Annotated in this window: 16 protein-coding genes; 3 read left to right on the forward strand and 13 right to left on the reverse strand. The window is 34.4% G+C overall.

Annotation, left to right across the window (positions count from 1 at the left end):
* Window positions 1–124: 124 nt before the first annotated feature.
* From BR44_RS11055 to BR44_RS04485, 9 genes are all read right to left on the reverse strand, one after another.
* Window positions 125–490: a hypothetical protein gene (locus BR44_RS11055; protein ID WP_051912513.1), complete on the reverse strand. Its 366-nt coding sequence runs from the start codon at window positions 488–490 to the stop codon at window positions 125–127.
* Complete coding sequence (gene comGF, locus BR44_RS04450; protein ID WP_084676088.1) at window positions 490–1,047, reverse strand: competence type IV pilus minor pilin ComGF; 558 nt, start codon at window positions 1,045–1,047, stop codon at window positions 490–492. Before comGF ends, BR44_RS11055 begins: the two co-directional genes overlap by 1 nt.
* The gene (locus BR44_RS11640; RefSeq protein WP_034550861.1) at window positions 941–1,291 is read right to left on the reverse strand and encodes a hypothetical protein; all 351 of its coding nucleotides are present in this window, start codon (window positions 1,289–1,291) and stop codon (window positions 941–943) included. Before BR44_RS11640 ends, comGF begins: the two co-directional genes overlap by 107 nt.
* A complete protein-coding gene (gene comGD / locus BR44_RS04460) occupies window positions 1,269–1,706 on the reverse strand; it encodes a competence type IV pilus minor pilin ComGD (RefSeq protein WP_034550863.1) in 438 nt (145 codons plus the stop codon). The genes BR44_RS11640 and comGD overlap by 23 nt, the downstream gene beginning before the upstream one ends.
* A complete protein-coding gene (gene comGC, locus BR44_RS04465; RefSeq protein WP_034550865.1) occupies window positions 1,703–2,026 on the reverse strand; it encodes a competence type IV pilus major pilin ComGC in 324 nt (107 codons plus the stop codon). Before comGC ends, comGD begins: the two co-directional genes overlap by 4 nt.
* Complete coding sequence (gene comGB / locus BR44_RS04470) at window positions 2,026–3,093, reverse strand: competence type IV pilus assembly protein ComGB (protein WP_034550866.1); 1,068 nt, start codon at window positions 3,091–3,093, stop codon at window positions 2,026–2,028. The genes comGC and comGB overlap by 1 nt, the downstream gene beginning before the upstream one ends.
* Window positions 3,047–4,144, reverse strand: a complete 1,098-nt coding sequence (gene comGA / locus BR44_RS04475; RefSeq protein ID WP_342668064.1) for a competence type IV pilus ATPase ComGA — start codon at window positions 4,142–4,144, stop codon at window positions 3,047–3,049. The genes comGB and comGA overlap by 47 nt, the downstream gene beginning before the upstream one ends.
* A 203-nt stretch (window positions 4,145–4,347) precedes the next feature.
* Window positions 4,348–5,073, reverse strand: coding sequence for a YebC/PmpR family DNA-binding transcriptional regulator (locus BR44_RS04480; RefSeq protein WP_034550868.1), 726 nt, complete (start codon window positions 5,071–5,073; stop codon window positions 4,348–4,350).
* A gap of 102 nt (window positions 5,074–5,175) precedes the next feature.
* Complete coding sequence (locus tag BR44_RS04485) at window positions 5,176–5,697, reverse strand: VanZ family protein (protein WP_034550869.1); 522 nt, start codon at window positions 5,695–5,697, stop codon at window positions 5,176–5,178.
* Between the two features lie 231 nt (window positions 5,698–5,928).
* Between BR44_RS04485 and BR44_RS04490 the strand changes: the two genes are divergently transcribed.
* Window positions 5,929–7,740, forward strand: coding sequence for a M3 family oligoendopeptidase (locus tag BR44_RS04490; protein ID WP_034550871.1), 1,812 nt, complete (start codon window positions 5,929–5,931; stop codon window positions 7,738–7,740).
* 75 nt (window positions 7,741–7,815) lie between these two features.
* On the opposite strand, the gene BR44_RS04495 is transcribed toward BR44_RS04490, so the two are convergent.
* Window positions 7,816–9,324 carry a C40 family peptidase gene (locus BR44_RS04495; protein ID WP_034550872.1) on the reverse strand — a complete coding sequence of 503 codons (1,509 nt, stop codon included), beginning with the start codon at window positions 9,322–9,324 and terminating at the stop codon, window positions 7,816–7,818.
* Window positions 9,325–9,768: 444 nt separating this feature from the next.
* On the opposite strand from BR44_RS04495, the gene trhO reads away from it, so the two are divergent.
* Complete coding sequence (gene trhO, locus BR44_RS04500; RefSeq protein WP_034550874.1) at window positions 9,769–10,737, forward strand: oxygen-dependent tRNA uridine(34) hydroxylase TrhO; 969 nt, start codon at window positions 9,769–9,771, stop codon at window positions 10,735–10,737.
* Between the two features lie 160 nt (window positions 10,738–10,897).
* Here the strand turns inward: trhO and BR44_RS04505 are convergent, their stop codons facing one another.
* Genes BR44_RS04505 through BR44_RS04515 form a run of 3 tightly spaced genes read right to left on the reverse strand, consistent with a single transcriptional unit; the run spans window position 10,898 to window position 13,617 of the window.
* Window positions 10,898–11,701, reverse strand: a complete 804-nt coding sequence (locus BR44_RS04505; protein ID WP_034550875.1) for an ABC transporter ATP-binding protein — start codon at window positions 11,699–11,701, stop codon at window positions 10,898–10,900.
* Entirely contained in the window at window positions 11,698–12,609 is a 912-nt protein-coding gene (locus BR44_RS04510; protein ID WP_034550877.1) for an ABC transporter permease, read from the reverse strand. The genes BR44_RS04505 and BR44_RS04510 overlap by 4 nt, the downstream gene beginning before the upstream one ends.
* Before the next feature lie 27 nt (window positions 12,610–12,636).
* On the reverse strand, window positions 12,637–13,617 hold the full coding sequence (locus BR44_RS04515; protein ID WP_034550878.1) for an ABC transporter substrate-binding protein: 981 nt from the start codon (window positions 13,615–13,617) through the stop codon (window positions 12,637–12,639).
* A 624-nt stretch (window positions 13,618–14,241) separates the two neighbouring features.
* On the opposite strand from BR44_RS04515, the gene BR44_RS04520 reads away from it, so the two are divergent.
* Entirely contained in the window at window positions 14,242–17,082 is a 2,841-nt protein-coding gene (locus tag BR44_RS04520) for a transglycosylase domain-containing protein (protein ID WP_084676155.1), read from the forward strand.
* Window positions 17,083–17,117 lie beyond the last annotated feature (35 nt).

Consider the following 17,117-nt stretch of genomic DNA (forward strand, 5'->3'; position numbering starts at 1 on the left):
CACATTAAAATCCATGTAAGAAGCTTTTTACTATCATAAATACAATTAATACCACTTGGATTCTAACTAGCTATTTTGTGGTTTGATGTTGAGGGCAACTTCCTTTATTGCTTTATGATTTTTTTTAATTCCACTCTTTTCTGTCATCAAGTTCTTTATCGCTATGAAAAAATACACTAATCTTTATTGGATTTAATATAGTATTTTTAGTTGATCCGATAAAGGTAAATGAATCCGTTACCGTTTTACTTACTTCTACTTTTCCGTCTTCAAACATAAAAATAGCTCCTTTAAAGTTTGGTGATTCAATTAATTGTCTTTGAACCTCAGCTTTTGATAATGAAATCATGGTCTGGATTAAATAGTAATTTTCAGTTATCATCATTTGCTGCATCTGATTTTTATATATGTGAGCTGTTCCTCCCATAACTGTAGTAATCAAAAATACAAAAATTACTACTGAAGGTAAAATAGCTCCTTTTTGATTCATTATTTTAACTCCTTAATCTGTTCTGTTATTTTCACTTGTGCCTTGTAGCTTTCTTTATTTAAAAAAGAGACTTGTATAACTAAAAAATCACCGTTTTTTGTAAATGTAACTCTACTAACTTTCATTAATAATGGTTGATATCCACCTGATTCCGTTGTTTTAATTAAGGTTGTTTTATTTAAATCTTTTTGATAAACAATTAAACGGCGTACCCTACCAGCAGCATCCTGTTCTTCAAATCTTACCTTACTAGCTGTGATATCTTTAAATACTAGTTCTTTAATCTCGTATTCAAATTGATTGAGAAATAAATGCCATTCTAATTGACGATCTAAAAATGTTTGTTTTCGAATAGACTGGTATTGACTAGCTGTAAAACCAATTAATGAAACACATATAACTAAAACATATAAAGACACTATCGACTCTAACAGTGTAAACCCCTGTTCATTAAGGGTTGGTGATTTCAGTTGAAAGAATATCCATTTTCTTTTTACGACCATTGTATTGTATATGGATACCTTTTTTCTGGTTTGTTTCTGATAGATTGATACCATAAGTAATCTCTCCAGTTTGCCAAGTGCTATCTATATCTTGACCAAGTGCTATTTTTTGTGATTGTTCATAAGCAATCCGGACTAAATCAACCTCTATTTTTTCTTTTTTTATTGTGAGCAGTAAATTTGCTGTCATGGGTAAATAGAAACCAATACAGAGTGTTATTAGTAAGAATGCAATCAAACTTTCAAGTAGGATGTAGCCTTCTTGATTAAACCGTTTATTCCCATTTATAGCGTCCACTTCCCATTTGAAAAATTAATCCATGCCTAATTCCATCTATATCAAAATACAATGTGGAGAAGCTTTGAAGATTACCACTTCCACCATTAAATATGTATTGCTTATTAGATGGCGTTGTGATATTTTTTGGTAATTGCAAACGGTACTCTAAATAATGATTTTCTTGGGACATCGCTTTAAATGTAATATCATTATTACGTGCTGAAACATCTATTGAAGACCATTTACCAGATAATACAGCATAGTTTTGACTTGTCGTTATACCGCTTTGTAACTCTTCAACAAATAATTGAGTTGCTGTATTCTCAATGATTTTTTTTGAAAAAATAGTTGGAATAATTAACATGCTTGTTGCAATAAACAAAACGACTAGCATCTCGAAAAGCAACAATCCACTTGAATTTATTTTTTTCATGGGATAAGAATTTTTGCAGTAACCTTGCCATCAGAAAGTTGAAGTTTTGCATCCGCTTGTTTTGATTGTTCGTCACTCAAATATTTCGCTTCTTTTAATACCTCAAAAGTAGTAGCCTTAATACCGTATTCCATTTCGTATAACTCGACTTGAGTCTGCACAACAGTCACTAGTGCTTTGGTTCCTTGAGCATCCACTTTTTGTTTTTGTGTTACTACATTTGGAATAATCAATAACATCAAAATGGAAATAACAAACAGCACCAGGACCATTTCAATTAATGTAAAACCTTTAGCATCCATTTTTTTAAATTTATGCATTACATCATTCCCTCCATCATAGAAAAAGTTGGTAACAATAAGGCTAAATAGATACAAAGTATTAAAAAAGCTACAATCAGAAAAATAAACGGTTGAATCCAACTGAACATCCTCTGTAGTTGGATTAGCATTCGATCTTGACAATCTTGTGAATAAAGGGCTAATTCACTAGCTAATTGACTTGTTGCTTCTCCATGTAAAATGATAAGCCCTAATTCTTGATTAAAAAAAGTCAATGCCTGCATAGACTCTTGGAAATTTTGACCAGCTACTAGTTTCAGCTCCATGTATTCAGCTACTTCTCTCATTAATTTAGTCGCTTCTTTTGATTGCATTAGTTCAATGATTGCATTCATTTGGTAACCGCTTCTTAATAGTTGACTCCATTCATAACTAAAAAAATGGGTATAATAAAGTCGTAACATCGTATTCAAGAGTGGTATTCCCATGAAAAAAGTGGCTTTTTTTATCGCTGTCCCTGTTTTTAATCTTTGTTGAAAAATAATAAACAGCAATAAGAAAAATAGCAGACTAATAAATAAAACTGTTGGAAATTGTTGAATAAAAATAACGGCAAATCGATTTATCCATGATAAACTTCGATCTGTTGTGTTGTAAATTTCTTCAAAACTAGGTAATAAAACTAAACGCATCGCTATCATAATACCCGACATAAAAACCAATAAAATAATAGGATAGTGCAATAATTTTATCAGTTCTTTTTTTTGTTTTTCTTTATCTGCTAGATATTGTCCACTTGAATATAATACGAACGAAAAACGACCATGGATCAAGGATAAATAGACTTGCGAACACACTCGTTCTGAAAATCCTTGGTTCCTAATTACTTCATCAAATCGCTCCCCGTTTTCTAATTGATGGATAATCATTTGAATCCACACTACTTCTTTTGGCATAATTTTGGCTAAGAATACTAATGCTTCACCTAAAGTAAACCCTTCTTGCACTAAAGAAGATAACTTTATCAAAAATGACGCTTGAATAGAGAGAGTCGGTTTTTTATGGGATTTGGTATTTTTGAAACGTTGTTTTACTAATATAGCCATAAACATACGCCTTTCTAAGTAAACGATTAAAGGAACGAGGAGTATCATTTTGTTGATTGGTTAGTGTTAACTCATTAGACAAACAATTTCGTAAATCTTGCTTCGTTACAACTTCATAGATAACCGCTCTTTTTTCATGTCCTTTAACATGTGGACAAATCACTAAACTTTCTTCTTCACAAAAAGCGCACAGTTTTGGAACTAATTTCTGAAAAACAATCCCTAAAAGTGTTTGCCTTAACTGATCCATTGTTACTCCCAATTCTAATAAGCGTGAGAGTACCCCTACTGCATTTTTAGCATGGATTGTTGCAATCATCAAGTGTCCTGTTAAAGCTCCTCTTATAACCACCCTTGCGGTTTCTTCATCTCTTATTTCCCCAATAATCATTGTATCAGGATGATGCCTCAAACTTGATTTCAATAATGTTTCGTAGAAAATTCCAGCTTTTTCATTTACCTCCGTTTGTAAAAAGGCCGATTCTTCTATTTCAACAGGATCTTCTACTGTAATGACTTGCTGTTTAAATTGTGTATGATAATCTCGAATTAATTGATACATTGTTGTTGTTTTGCCAGATCCAACGGGACCAGAAAACAAAATCAACCCACTTTTAAAACGAACCAATTCATTCATTTCAATCACTTCATTTTGAAAAAATGTTGTGCGATTCAAAGAACCCGTTTTCATTTCATTTAGCAGACGAATCACCATGGACTCCTGGCTCCTGTAATTCGATATAGTAGAAAATCGCAGAGCTTGCTTGCTCTCTTTTAGCATTAATTGTATTGAGCCGCTTTGTGGTTTTCGGCGCTCTCCTACATCCATTCCGGAAAGATATTTAAAATAAGATATTAAACGATTGGCTTCTGTTGACTTTACTTGAGAGTGTTCATACAGCTCGCCACTAATTCTAAAAAAAAGAAAATAATGAGTTATTTCTGGCAATAGATGGATATCACTAGCTCCTTTATTTTGTGCTTCTAAAATTAAATTTTCAGCAAATTGTTCTATTTCCATTCTAATCGCCATTATAGAGACTTTATTCACTGGTTGAGATAGAATTCAAGTCTCGGGCTTCCCTCCTTAATTTTTTCATAGTTATCTAATGCCTCCTTTTTTTTAGTTCTCTTTTTTAATATTTGCATTTATTTCTTTTTTCTTTTTTTTACACAAAAAAAACACTTTTTACTTTATCAAAATAGATAAAATAAAAAGTGTCTTTAGATCGTTCGTTTTTAAATTCAATTTCTTTATAGTTCTGCGTTGTGGAAAACTTCTGATACATCATCATCGTCTTCAAGTTTGTCTAACATTTGCTCAAAGATTTCTTTTTTATCATCAGATAATTCCGCTGTTGTTTGCGGAATCATGGTCACTTCCGCTTTAGCTAAAACATATCCTTCATTCTCTAAAGTGTCACGTACTTCTGCGAATTCTGATGGATCTGTATAAATCTCAAAAACTTCATCTGACGTTTCCATTTCTTCTCCACCAGCTTCTAGCACACTCATAAGCACAGTATCTTCATCAACGTTCAAACCTTCTCGCTCAATAGCTATATAGCCTTTGCGCTCAAACATGTAGCTGACAGATCCTTTTTCACCCATTGCTCCACCATTTTTATTAAAAGCAACTCGTATATTTGTACCAGTACGATTTAAGTTATCTGTTAAAGAATGAACTAAAACAGCTACACCACTAGGACCGTAACCTTCATAAGTTACTTCATCATAATTTTCACTTTCGGTTGTACTGCTACCTTTTTTAATGGCACGTTCTATATTGTCATTAGGCATATTATTAGACTTAGCTTTATCCATCACCATACGCAATGAAGGGTTCATATTTGGGTCAGGTCCACCACTTTTTACAGCCATGTAAATTTCTCTAGATATCTTTTGAAAAATTTTTCCACGTTTTGAATCTTGTGCATTTTTTCGTCCTTGGATATTATTCCATTTTGAATGTCCTGACATTCAACTCCCTCATTTCATTGTTTATTTAGGCAAGTAAGCCTTATCTATTCTACCAAAAAATAAATGGTTGAGCAATCTTTTCTAAAATGCATAAAACTTGTTTTAGTCTCGATATTTTTTCTTCTTTTTATAATTGGTCTTATGAAAAACGAAAAAAAGTACAGCTAAGATAATACCAGTTGCTGCTCCTATACTGTCTAGTTGAATATCTTGCAATAGAGGTGTTCTATTGGGAGTAAGACCCTGGTGGAATTCATCCATAGCCGCATAACCAGAAGCCAACAACCAAGAGATAAGTATAGATAAGCTCAGACTTGCCAACTTATTTTTCAAACCTAAAAACCAAAATAATCCCAAAAGAAAATAAGTTCCAAAATGGGCAGCTTTACGGATAAAGAATTCCACAAATTTACTATAACCAAGTGTTTGAATACTTATCTCACTCCCTGCATAGTTAAACTGAACACTATTCAACAAGTTTTTCAGTGGTTCTTTAGCTAATAGTTGATCAAGCATAGGAGTAATTGATTGTGCTTCATAAGGTTGGGATGAACTGTAAAAAAGAATGCCCATGATAGCCAACGCTAAAATAATATAACTGCTATCTCTAGTTGTCGAACGCATATTCACACTCCTTTTCCTAAATGTTTTTTAAATTTAACTAGCACAATTGAAATTTTTCTATTCATTTTAGTATATCAAAAATGAAGCAAAAATAAACTCGTTTCTGCTAAATTCTTCAAAATAAAAGACACTTATCTTTTTAGATTCAATTTATTTTTTATTTGGTATTTTCATATTTTAAATAACTAGACTATAATAGAGTAAGATTAATAAAGAAAGGGATTTTTTTAGATGACTTACGAAATGAATTGGGATTTAGACTCTATTTTCTCAGGTGGAAGTGGATCTAGTGAGTTACAAAATAAACTAAGTTTAATCGAAGAACAACTAGTTAGCATAACTGAGCAAGTAAATAAATGGGATAGTGCAAAAGACAAACCAGACTTCAAAGAATTTTCAGCTATGTTAGAAAGTCAAGAAAACATTACCTTTGGTTTATCACAAGTGCATACCTTTGTTGAAGCTGTTCAGTCAGCAGATGTTACAGACAAAAAAAGTGGCGCTTTATTCGGACAAATTTTCACACTCAGTAGTTCATTTGATACCATTAAAACCATTCTCACAAAAAAAATAGTCGCTATGTCAGATAAAGATTGGAAGGGTTTACTTTCTTTAAGTGAATTTCAACCAATTGAATTTGTCTTACAAGAAACTAGAATTCAAGGTAAAGAATTATTGAGTGAATCTGAGGAAGCTTTAATCAATGCTCTTTCAATAGACGGTTTCCAGGCTTGGAGTGACCATTATGATACGTTAGTTGCGACAATTGAAATCCCTTTTGAGGAGGCGGATGGTTCGCGCATGACTCTTTCCGCTGGACAAGCCTATAACAAAATGAATTCTGATCCTGATGAAAGAGTTAGAAAACAATTGTTTGATAAATGGGAAGTCGCATGGGCTGAAAAAGCTCCCTTATTCGCTGATGCATTGAATCATTTAGCCGGTTTTAGATTAACTGATTATAAAGCACATGGCGTTTCGGATTTTTTAAAACGTCCTTTGGAATACAATCGGATGGAAAAAGAATCGCTAGATGCTATGTGGAAAGCAGTCAGTGAACACAAACAACCTTTTATTGATTATCTGAATCGTAAAGCTCAACTAATAGGGAAAGATCAATTAGACTGGCAAGATGTTGAATCTCCTGTTTTAGTGGGCAATACCAAACCACAGCTTTATCCATACGATAAAGGCGCCAATTTTATCATAGCTAACTTTAAAAAGGTCAGTCCAAAAATGGCATCTTTTGCTCAAACTGCTTTTGAAAAGAATTGGATTGAAGCCGAAAATCGTAGTGGGAAACGTCCGGGAGGCTACTGCGCCGAGTTGCCAGAAAGTAAAGAATCTCGAATATTTATGACTTACGCTGATTCACCTGGTGAAGTATCTACGTTGGCTCATGAATTAGGTCATGCTTTCCATAGTTATGTAATGAAAGATTTACCGGCATTAAACCAACAATACGCAATGAATGTAGCAGAAACTGCCAGCACCTTCGCCGAAATGGTTGTTGCTGATGCCACCGTAAAAGATGCAAAAACTAAAGAAGAAAAAATAAATTTACTTGACACAAAAATCCAAAATTCATTAGCTATGTTCTTAAACATACATGCTCGTTTTATTTTTGAAACTAATTTCTATGCAGAACGACAAAACGGAATTGTTACAGATGAACGATTATCTGAATTAATGGACGCAGCTCAAAGAGAAGCATACAAAGACTCGTTGAATTCTTATCATCCCCATTTTTGGGCTAGTAAATTGCATTTTTTCATTACTGACGTTCCTTTTTATAATTTTCCTTATACCTTTGGTTATCTTTTCAGTCTAGGTATTTATGCGCAGTATTTAGAAGACAGCACTGGTTTTGAAAATCGGTACATCGCTTTATTAAAAGACACTGCTTCAATGTCTACAGAAGACTTAGCTAAAAAACATTTGCATGTTGATTTAAATACGCAAGATTTTTGGGTAGCTGGTATTGAAGTTATGGAAAAAGAAATCCAAACATTCTTAGACCTCACTGAAGAATATACAAAGTAAGATACAAAAAAAGACGAAGCTAGATTAATTTTATTAATCTAGCTTCGTCTTTTCAATTAGTACTACGCTTTTATTTTAGTATCTTCCGAACCCAACAACTTTGCTAGCCCACCATCCAGAACTATAAGAGGTATAAGCCACTCCAGTGCTGCTTTGTGAACCAACGAAACCGCCGCCACCTGTTACAATCCCAACATGATCCACAGTAGAACCACCTAATGAAAAGAATACTAAGTCTCCTGCTTTTGGATTAGATACACGCGATGAAGCACTGTATTGTGCAGATGCAACACGTGGAATAGAAACTCCAGCAGATCCTAAGACATATTGAGTAAATCCAGAACAATCAAATCCACTTGCAATTGATGCTCCGCCCCAAAGATAAGGTTTCCCTGCTGATAAAGCAGTGTTGATAGCCGGTTGCATTGAAGATAGAGATGTTCCGCCTATTGAAGGTGCTGGTACTGGCTTTTTAACTGGTACTGGTGTTGTCTTTTTAACTGGTGCTGGTGCTGGCTTTTCAACTGGTGCTGGTGTTGTCTTTTTAACTGGCGCTGGTGTTGTCTTTTTAACTGGCGCTGGTGTTGTCTTTTTAACTGGCGCTGGTGTTATCACAACTTTATTGGCAGTTGGTTTACTTACAGATACTGATGTATTTGACTCTTGATTTGAAGAATTAACAGAACTTGATTGAGTAGAAGTTTGTGCTTCTTCAGCTACTTCTGTAGTATTCTGTTCAGTAGTTGCAACATTTTCAGTTGAAGCAGCTTCTATTGTTACTCTAGATTCTTCTTCTTTTTGTTCAAAAGCTACTTGAACAGCTTTTTCTGCATCTGCTTGAGCTGTTGTATAATCTGCTACTGCTTGTTCTGCAGCTGCTTTTTGTACTAAGAAAGCATCTTTATCTGCTTGCGCTGTTGACATTTCTGAAGCAAGTTGCGATACAACTACTTCTTTTTCTAACAATTGTTGCTCAAGTGAGCTCTGTGTATTTTCTAATTGAGCTGCTAAAGCATTTTGTTGTACGATAGTTTTTTCTGTTTTTGTTTTCTTTTCAACAACCAGTTTTTGATCTTGTACTTGTTCTTCCACAAGGTTTTTATTAGCTGTTACCATGTGATTAACGACATCTACACGACCAATAACATCTACTAAAGATTCTGCTTCAATAATAAATTCTATGTAGTTCTGTGTATCTCCATTAGTTTGAACTGTACGTGCTTGTTTATCTAATTGTTCATTGCGTTCTTCAATCTTTTTTTCTAGTGAGTCAATCTCAGTTTTTAAAGTTACCATCTCTTCTTGAGATTTGTTAATATCTCCAACCATTTTTTGAGATTTTTCTTTATTAACATTAATCGTTTTATTTATCGCTTCTAATTGTGATTGTGTATTGTTTTTTTCTGTTGATAAGCCATTTATTTTTTGATCAGCTGTATCTATGTTATTTTGGTTTGTATTTGATGTTTGTTTAGCTTCTTCAATTTTATCATTATAAGATTCAGCACTAGCTGTTATAGGTAGAATAACAGAACCAAAAGTCATTGTTCCTAAAATTGCAATTGAAAGTAATTTCTTATTCATTAATTATTCTCCTCCAAAAAAATAGTTATTTTTAAAATAATTAAACTGTTATCACCAGTTCACAAAGTTCAGTATAGCATGAAGAACACTTTTAAAGATTACTTTTAGGTTACAATTCAATGTCAAATAATAACACTTAGAAGATAAATAAATTTTATATGTGTTATTATGATTTTGATCAACAACAACCTCTTGAAACTTTTACGAATTATGCTAATTCTTCCTTTTATGAGTTTGCAGTCTAAAAATCTATTTCTTCAATAGTCCCGAAAAAAGTCCTATAAAGAATGTATGAATGATTCAAGCTTAGCTTTTTTTAGAATGACTGGTTAACGTGTTATCTATTTTATTCTCTTGCTTTTATAAAATAAAATAGTGTATCATGTAGTGTTAGATAGTTTATTTATCTATACTACATCTTTATATATTTTAGGAGGATTTATAATGTCTAAAGATTACCGTGTATTACTTTATTACCAGTACGTTAACATTGAAAACCCTGAACAATTTACAGCTGAACATTTAGCTTTTTGTAAAGAAATTGGTTTGAACGGCAGAATTTTAGTTGCTGCAGAAGGCATAAACGGAACCGTTTCTGGAACATTTGAACAAACTCAACACTATATAGACACCATGCACGCTGATTCTCGCTTTGCTGACACTGTATTTAAGATTGATGAAGAGAATACGTCAGCTTTTAAAAAAATGCATGTTCGCCACCGTCAAGAATTAGTTACATTAAACCTTGAAGATGACATCAATCCAAACGAACTTACTGGTACTTATTTAGAACCTGAAGAATTTCGTAAGGCTATTTTAGATGAAAACACGATCGTGATTGACGCACGTAATGACTATGAGTTCGATTTAGGACATTTTAGAGGTGCTGTCCGTCCGGAAATCCGTACTTTTCGTGAACTTCCTCAATGGATTCGCGAGAATAAAGAAAAATTTATGAACAAACGTATTGTCACTTATTGCACTGGTGGAATTCGTTGCGAAAAATTTTCCGGTTGGCTTCTTAAAGAAGGATTTGGAGATGTGGGACAATTACATGGTGGGATCGCCACTTACGGTAAAGACCCCGAAGTTCAAGGAGAATTATGGGATGGACAGATGTATGTTTTTGACACTCGCATAAGTGTTCCAGTAAACCAAAAAGAACATATTATTGTTGGCCGTGATTGGTTTGATGGTTTGCCTTGTGAACGTTACGTGAACTGTGCAAACCCCAAATGTAACCGTCAAATTCTAACTTCTGAAGAAAACGAATTTAAATACCTAAAAGGGTGCTCTCATGAATGTCGTGTAGCTCCTGAAAATCTTTACGTTAAAACGAACCATTTGAGCCAAGAAGAAGTGAGCGAACGTTTAGCTGCTATTGGAGAAAAGCTTCCAGCAAACAGTTTATAAAAAATTACACCAACTAACAGCTAAATCCTAATCACTTCAAAAAACGTAATGTAATCATAACCAGCGATTATTATCCATAAAGTGGACACAGGTCTGCTCCCTCAAACGCATTATAGACCAAATAGTTGCAAGTAAAAAACAGGACATATGTCCTGTTTTTTTACCCTAAAATCAAGGCGTCATCACTGACCCGATTGCCGCTATTTTTATGAAACAATTCTAATAAATCTGGTACAGTCATTTGTTGTTTCTCATTTCCACTTACGTCCACCGCTACCTGTCCATTGTATAACATAATTAACCGATTGCCGTATTCAATTGCATTTTCCATATTGTGAGTAATCATCATAGCTGTCAGTTGCTCTTCTCTAACTATTTTATCTGTTAACTCTAATACCATTTTACTCGTCTTTGGATCCAATGCGGCTGTATGTTCATCTAGTAAGAGTAGTTTTGGAGCTTGTAAAGCAGCCATCAGTAACGTCAAGGCTTGACGTTGTCCACCAGACAATAATCCAACCTCCATTTTCAGACGATTTTCTAAATTTAAATCTAACTGTTTTAATCGTTCACGAAATTCTGTTCGCTGTTTATCTTTTACTCCTAAGGAAAGTCCACGTTTTTTGCCACGCTTATAAGCAACTGCTAAATTTTCTTCTACGCTTAAGCGAGTAGCCGTCCCCATTTTAGGATCTTGAAAAACACGACCAATGTGTTTTGCTCTTTCAGCTGTTTTTTGGCGTGTTATATCTTCTCCTGCTAAACGAATACTGCCTGAATCTATAAAGAAACTACCAGCAATGCTATTTAACAGTGTTGATTTCCCCGCACCGTTGCCACCAATAATAGTAACGAATTCACCTTCTTCAATTGTTAAATTTAGCCCTTTTAAAACATGATTCTCATTAACTGTCCCAATTTCAAAACTTTTATGGATATCTTGTACTTTTAGAATAGCTGTCATTTAACTATCTCCTCCTTTACTCTACGTACTCTACGATTTTTTTGACCTACTTTAGATTTTCTTTTTATTAACGGGGTAGAAAGAGCAATTGCTAAAATAAGTGCCGAAAATAATTTAATATCTTGCGGATCAATACCTAGTTGCAATACCAAATCAATGATTAATCGGTATACAATTGATCCAACAACAATCGTTAACAATCGTTTTGCAAATGATAACTGATGAAAAAGTACTTCTCCAATAATAACTGAAGCAAGGCCAATCACAATTGTTCCAATACCCATTCCAATATCGGCATAACTATTATTTTGTGCAATTAATGCCCCAGATAAAGCAATTAAACCATTGCTTAACATATATCCAATAACTTTCATTGTATTCGTATGAATTCCATTTGCTTCACTCATAGCCTCGTTATCTCCAGTTGAACGAATGGCTAAACCTGTTTCTGTATTAAAAAATAAATACAGCAAAAAGATAACTAATAGGCTCGCCATCATTCCAACAACTAAGACAGCCATACGACTATTTAAGCCGTACGATTGAACTGTTCTAATCAATGTTTCTTCTCCTAGCAGAGTAACGTTTGCTTTACCCATGATTCTTAAATTAATAGAATATAGTCCTGTCATTGTCAAAATACCCGTTAATAGAGCCGGTATTTTCAATTTCGTGTGTAAAAGACCAGATACAACTCCAGCTAACATTCCGCAAAATACAGCAATTAGTGTTGATAGGATTGGTGAAATTCCAGCTACAATTAAGCTCGCACATACCGCTGCGCCTAAAGGAAAACTTCCCTCGGCTGTTAAATCTGCAATATCTAATATCCGAAAAGTCAAATAGACACCTATAGCCATAATCGACCATAATAAACCTTGTGAAATGCTTGATAATATAATACTCATAGTGTATAAAACTCCTCCATTATCCTTTTAGTCTGGGACCACAATACTTGCAGGATCTATTCCCAATGCTTTTGCCATTTTTTCATTTACAACTAATTCTAAATTATTTGAAGTCTCAACTTTCATTTCAGCTGGTTTCTTTCCCTCTTCAATAATTTCTAATGCGATTTCAGCTGTTTGACGTCCTAAATCTGTGTAGTTTATTCCATATGTTGCTAAAGCGCCGGCTTGCACCATTTCTGCTGAGCCAGGTATTACAGGCAATTTGTACTCAGTTGCAATTTCTCCCACTGTTGGCATCGTGCTAGCTAGAGTATTATCTGTTGGGATATAAACTGCATCAACTTCTTGTGCTAATGTTGTCATAACTTGTTGTACATCATTCGTTGAAGTCACTGTTAAAACTTTTACTGCTATTCCCTTTTCTTTGATAGCTTTCTCAGCCAAAGCTGCTTGAATCTTTGAATTTGGTTCGCTTGAATTATAAATGATTCCTACTGTCTTAGCCTCAGGAGCTATTGATACTAATAGGGCGATTTGTTCTTCAATTGGGACAATATCACTTGTTCCAGTCAAGTTTTTCCCTGGTTTTTCCATACTTTCTACCAAACCAGCATCAACTGGATCCGTTACTGCTGTGAACAAAACGGGATCCTCTTCTGTTACATTCGCTAAAGCCTGAGCAGCTGGTGTAGCAATTGTCAAGATAACGTCGTTTTCCCCAGCTAGACGTTCACTCATACTTTGTAAGTTTGCTTGATCTCCTTGCGCATTTTGATAATCAACGGTCAGATTCTCACCTTCAACGTATCCCGCGTCTTCAAATTCACTTAAGAAGCCTTTACGTGCTAGAGATAAAGAATCGTGTTCCATATACTGTAAGATTCCTACATTTATACCGTCTTCTTTTCCATCTCCTGCTTCTTTACCAGTACCACAGCCTGCTAATACTATTCCTGCTATCATTAATCCTAATCCTGTTTTCCAAATCTGTTTATTCTTCTTCATTTTCTTTTCCTCCTAGTCTCCTCTTTTTTTCATCAAATCAATTATTTGAGAAACTAAAAACACCCACATAGATAAACGTACAATCTAAGTGGGTGTTGCTTGTTATTTTAAAAAAGATAAAATAGGTTTCTTGCACCACATAGATATAACTTTCATCTATGTGACGCATTCAGCTCAATACAAAATGCCTTAGCCATCATAGATACAAACATCACTGTTTCCTGTTTGTATCCAAGTGTGACCTGTCTACAAACAGCTTCTAAAATAGCTAAAGAAATAATTATTTAGTTGTGTCCTGTTTTTTGGCAGATTATTCATATTGATTCCCTCACAATTCATTTTTTGGATAGCCCAAGTATAAAAAACAAATAAAAGCTTGTCAATACATTTATTAGTTTTTTTTAATGATTTTATCATCATATATTCATTTTATTCACTACTTAGAGATATTTCAACTTATCTTATCACCTATTCCATTCAAAAGTTAGGTTTTTTTGTAACTTTTTGATATAATTAACAGAGTAACTTTAATCAAGACTATGAATTTGAGGTGAAATCATTTTGAAAGATTCAGAAAAAAATACAATTCCATTTTTCTTAGCAAAATTAAAAAAATTTTTTACGATGATTAAAAAAAAGTTGAAAGAAAAATGGTCTTCTTTCACACAGAAAAGAAAAGAGCAAAGCAACCAGTCCGACGCTCAACAATCTACTTCATCTAACCATTCTCCTGTAGAATCAAAACAACCAAATACAAATCCTGAAACACTTGATGACAAATTTATTGGTATTTTATTGGCTGCAAAAGGATGGGTTGTTGTGAAAAGTAAGAATATTAAAAATACTATCACTAAAAAAAATCCAGAAAATAATAATGAAGAAAGCACACGATCGAATCGTTATCATTCCTTCTTTTTTGGCTTTAATGTCACTTACAACGTTCTAAAAAACCTTTTTATTGCTTTAATCATTTTTCTTTTAGTTGGTGTAGCATTTGCAGGTGGAACAGGATTAGGCTACTTTGCTTACTTAGTCTCTAAAGACGAACCACCTACGTATAAAGAAATGAATGCTGATTTAAAGAATATTGAAACGACTTCTTCTATTTATTATGCTGGCGGAGAGTTAATCAGTGATTTAAGAACAGACTTAAAAAGAACAACAATGCCTTTAGAAGATATGTCTGATTTAGTTCAAAAGGCCATTATAGCAACAGAAGATGAGTATTTTTACGAGCATAACGGAGTCGTGCCTAAAGCTATTGCTCGTGCACTTTTTCAAGAAATTACCGGGGCTAGTTCAGTCTCTGGAGGTTCTACTCTGACCCAACAGTTAGTCAAGCAACAAATTCTAACGAATGAAGTTTCATTTAAACGTAAAGCTAATGAAATCTTACTTGCTTATCGTCTTGAAAATTTTTTTTCAAAAGATGAAATATTAGAATCCTATTTAAACGTCTCTCCTTTTGGACGAAATAATCACGGAGAAAATATTGCCGGTCTACATGAAGCTTCTTCTGGCATCTTTGGTGTTGCTTCAAAAAAATTGACCCTGCCACAAGCCGCTTTCATTGCTGGGTTACCACAAAACCCTATCGTATATAGTCCATATAGCCAATATGGTGAAGTTAAAGATGATTTATCCGCTGGGTTCGCTAGAAAAGATGAGGTTTTATTCCGGATGTACCGCGAAGGCTCTATCACTAAGAAAGAATACGATAAAGCAAAAAGCTATGATCTAGCAGCGGACTTCGTCCAACAAGATACAACAACCAAGCAAAATAATTCTTACATCTATAATGCCGTTGAAAAAGAAGCACGCAAAGTTTTAATGGAACAACTGTATACAGCAGATAAGTTTACTGCTACTGATTTAGCAGCTGATAAAAGTTTATACGATGAGTATTATGAAAAAGCCGATCAAAAAATGCGGATGAACGGCTATCAGATTAAAACAACTATTGATAAATTTGCTTATGATGCTATGCAAAATGTCGTTACTAGTAATGCTAAAAATTTAGGTTATAAAAAAGAAATCGACTGGAAGAATCCAGAAACCGGTGAAACAACTACAATCATTGAACCCGTTCAAAATGGTAGTGTCTTACTAGACAATGAAACAGGTGCTATTCTTTCCTTTGTCGGTGGAGTTGATTTTAATCTCTCACAAGTAAACCATGCGTTTGATACCAATCGATCTCCCGGTTCTACTATAAAACCTATCTTAGTTTATGCTCCAGCGTTGGAAAACGGGACCATTACACCAGCTACTATTGTTCCTCAAACAAAATTAGTCGTCCCTGATGGTGTTACTGGTACCCATGAAATTACAAATCACGGCAACAGCGTTCCCGAGACATGGATTAGTGCCCGCAAAGGATTAGCTGCTTCTAGCAATATTGTTGCTTCAAGGATCTATATGGAGATGCAAAAATCATTTGTTCCTGGGGAGTACCTCCAAAAAATGGGGATAGGAACAGATTCGATTGCAGAGGAAGAATATAAAAATATTTCCTTAGCAATAGGTGGAACTGACGGTGGAGCATCTGTATTAGAACAAACCACTGCTTTCTCTACTTTAGCAAATAAGGGGACACATACAGAAAATTACATGATTGAATCTATTGAAGATTCAGCTGGTGACGTTCTTTATCAACATGAAGAGAAATCCAACCCAGTCTTTACTCCTCAAACAGCGTATCTTACTATTGATATGATGCGAGATGTTTTAGCTGCTGGTACGGCTACTGATGTAGAAAGTCAATTGACTTTTAGTGCTGACTTAGCTGGTAAAACTGGAACTTCAGATTTGCAAAAAGATATTTGGTTCATTGCTAGTACACCCAAAGTTACTTTGAGCTCTTGGATTGGGTATGACAACTCTGTTGAAGAAAATTATTTGGATCTAAGTTCTGGTGCTGGTAGTTCCGGAAGCAGAAATCGAACTTACTGGGCTCAACTTGCTAACGCCATTAATAACGCTAACCCAACTATTATGGGAGCCAACCAATCTTTCCAACAACCTAAAGGAATTGTTCCGGCAACTGTAAATGAAAAGACTGGTACAAAAGCTGGAAAAGTTAAATTAGCTGATGGAAAAGAAATAACTGTTTCTGGTGAAACAAAGACAGAAATTTTTAATAGCAAATACCTCCCAAAAGCAGCTACGTATAATTTTGCTGTTGGCGCAAGTAACAAAGACTTAAAAGACTTTTGGGGTGGAGTTGCTACCGCCGAAGAAAAAGCTGAAGCCGAAAAAGCAAAAGCTGAAGCTGATAAAAAAGCTGAAGTTGCAGAAGAGAAAAAAGCTAAAGAAGAAAAAGAGGATAACGCTAAGGCTGAAGCAGAGTCCAAGGCTAAAATAGAACTAGAAAAACAAGCTGAAGCTGAAGCTAAAAAGAAGGCTGACGCAGAGGCCAAGGCTAAAGCTGAGTCTGAAGCTAAAAAGAAGACTGAATCTGATTAATACAACCCCTAAAAAACCCGACTGAAGAGAAATCT

The organism is Carnobacterium funditum DSM 5970, from assembly GCF_000744185.1.
Classification (GTDB): domain Bacteria; phylum Bacillota; class Bacilli; order Lactobacillales; family Carnobacteriaceae; genus Carnobacterium_A; species Carnobacterium_A funditum.

What these genes read in the sequence shown, in the direction of transcription:
- BR44_RS11055 (WP_051912513.1), bottom strand. Translation starts at nt 490, where the DNA reads ATGAATCAAAAAGGAGCTATTTTACCTTCAGTAGTAATTTTTGTATTT.
- comGF (WP_084676088.1), bottom strand. Translation starts at nt 1,047, where the DNA reads ATGGTATCAATCTATCAGAAACAAACCAGAAAAAAGGTATCCATATAC.
- comGD (WP_034550863.1), bottom strand. Translation starts at nt 1,706, where the DNA reads ATGAAAAAAATAAATTCAAGTGGATTGTTGCTTTTCGAGATGCTAGTC.
- comGC (WP_034550865.1), bottom strand. Translation starts at nt 2,026, where the DNA reads ATGCATAAATTTAAAAAAATGGATGCTAAAGGTTTTACATTAATTGAA.
- comGB (WP_034550866.1), bottom strand. Translation starts at nt 3,093, where the DNA reads ATGGCTATATTAGTAAAACAACGTTTCAAAAATACCAAATCCCATAAA.
- BR44_RS04480 (WP_034550868.1), bottom strand. Translation starts at nt 5,073, where the DNA reads ATGTCAGGACATTCAAAATGGAATAATATCCAAGGACGAAAAAATGCA.
- BR44_RS04485 (WP_034550869.1), bottom strand. Translation starts at nt 5,697, where the DNA reads ATGCGTTCGACAACTAGAGATAGCAGTTATATTATTTTAGCGTTGGCT.
- BR44_RS04490 (WP_034550871.1), top strand. Translation starts at nt 5,929, where the DNA reads ATGACTTACGAAATGAATTGGGATTTAGACTCTATTTTCTCAGGTGGA.
- BR44_RS04495 (WP_034550872.1), bottom strand. Translation starts at nt 9,324, where the DNA reads ATGAATAAGAAATTACTTTCAATTGCAATTTTAGGAACAATGACTTTT.
- trhO (WP_034550874.1), top strand. Translation starts at nt 9,769, where the DNA reads ATGTCTAAAGATTACCGTGTATTACTTTATTACCAGTACGTTAACATT.
- BR44_RS04505 (WP_034550875.1), bottom strand. Translation starts at nt 11,701, where the DNA reads ATGACAGCTATTCTAAAAGTACAAGATATCCATAAAAGTTTTGAAATT.
- BR44_RS04510 (WP_034550877.1), bottom strand. Translation starts at nt 12,609, where the DNA reads ATGAGTATTATATTATCAAGCATTTCACAAGGTTTATTATGGTCGATT.
- BR44_RS04515 (WP_034550878.1), bottom strand. Translation starts at nt 13,617, where the DNA reads ATGAAGAAGAATAAACAGATTTGGAAAACAGGATTAGGATTAATGATA.
- BR44_RS04520 (WP_084676155.1), top strand. Translation starts at nt 14,242, where the DNA reads ATGATTAAAAAAAAGTTGAAAGAAAAATGGTCTTCTTTCACACAGAAA.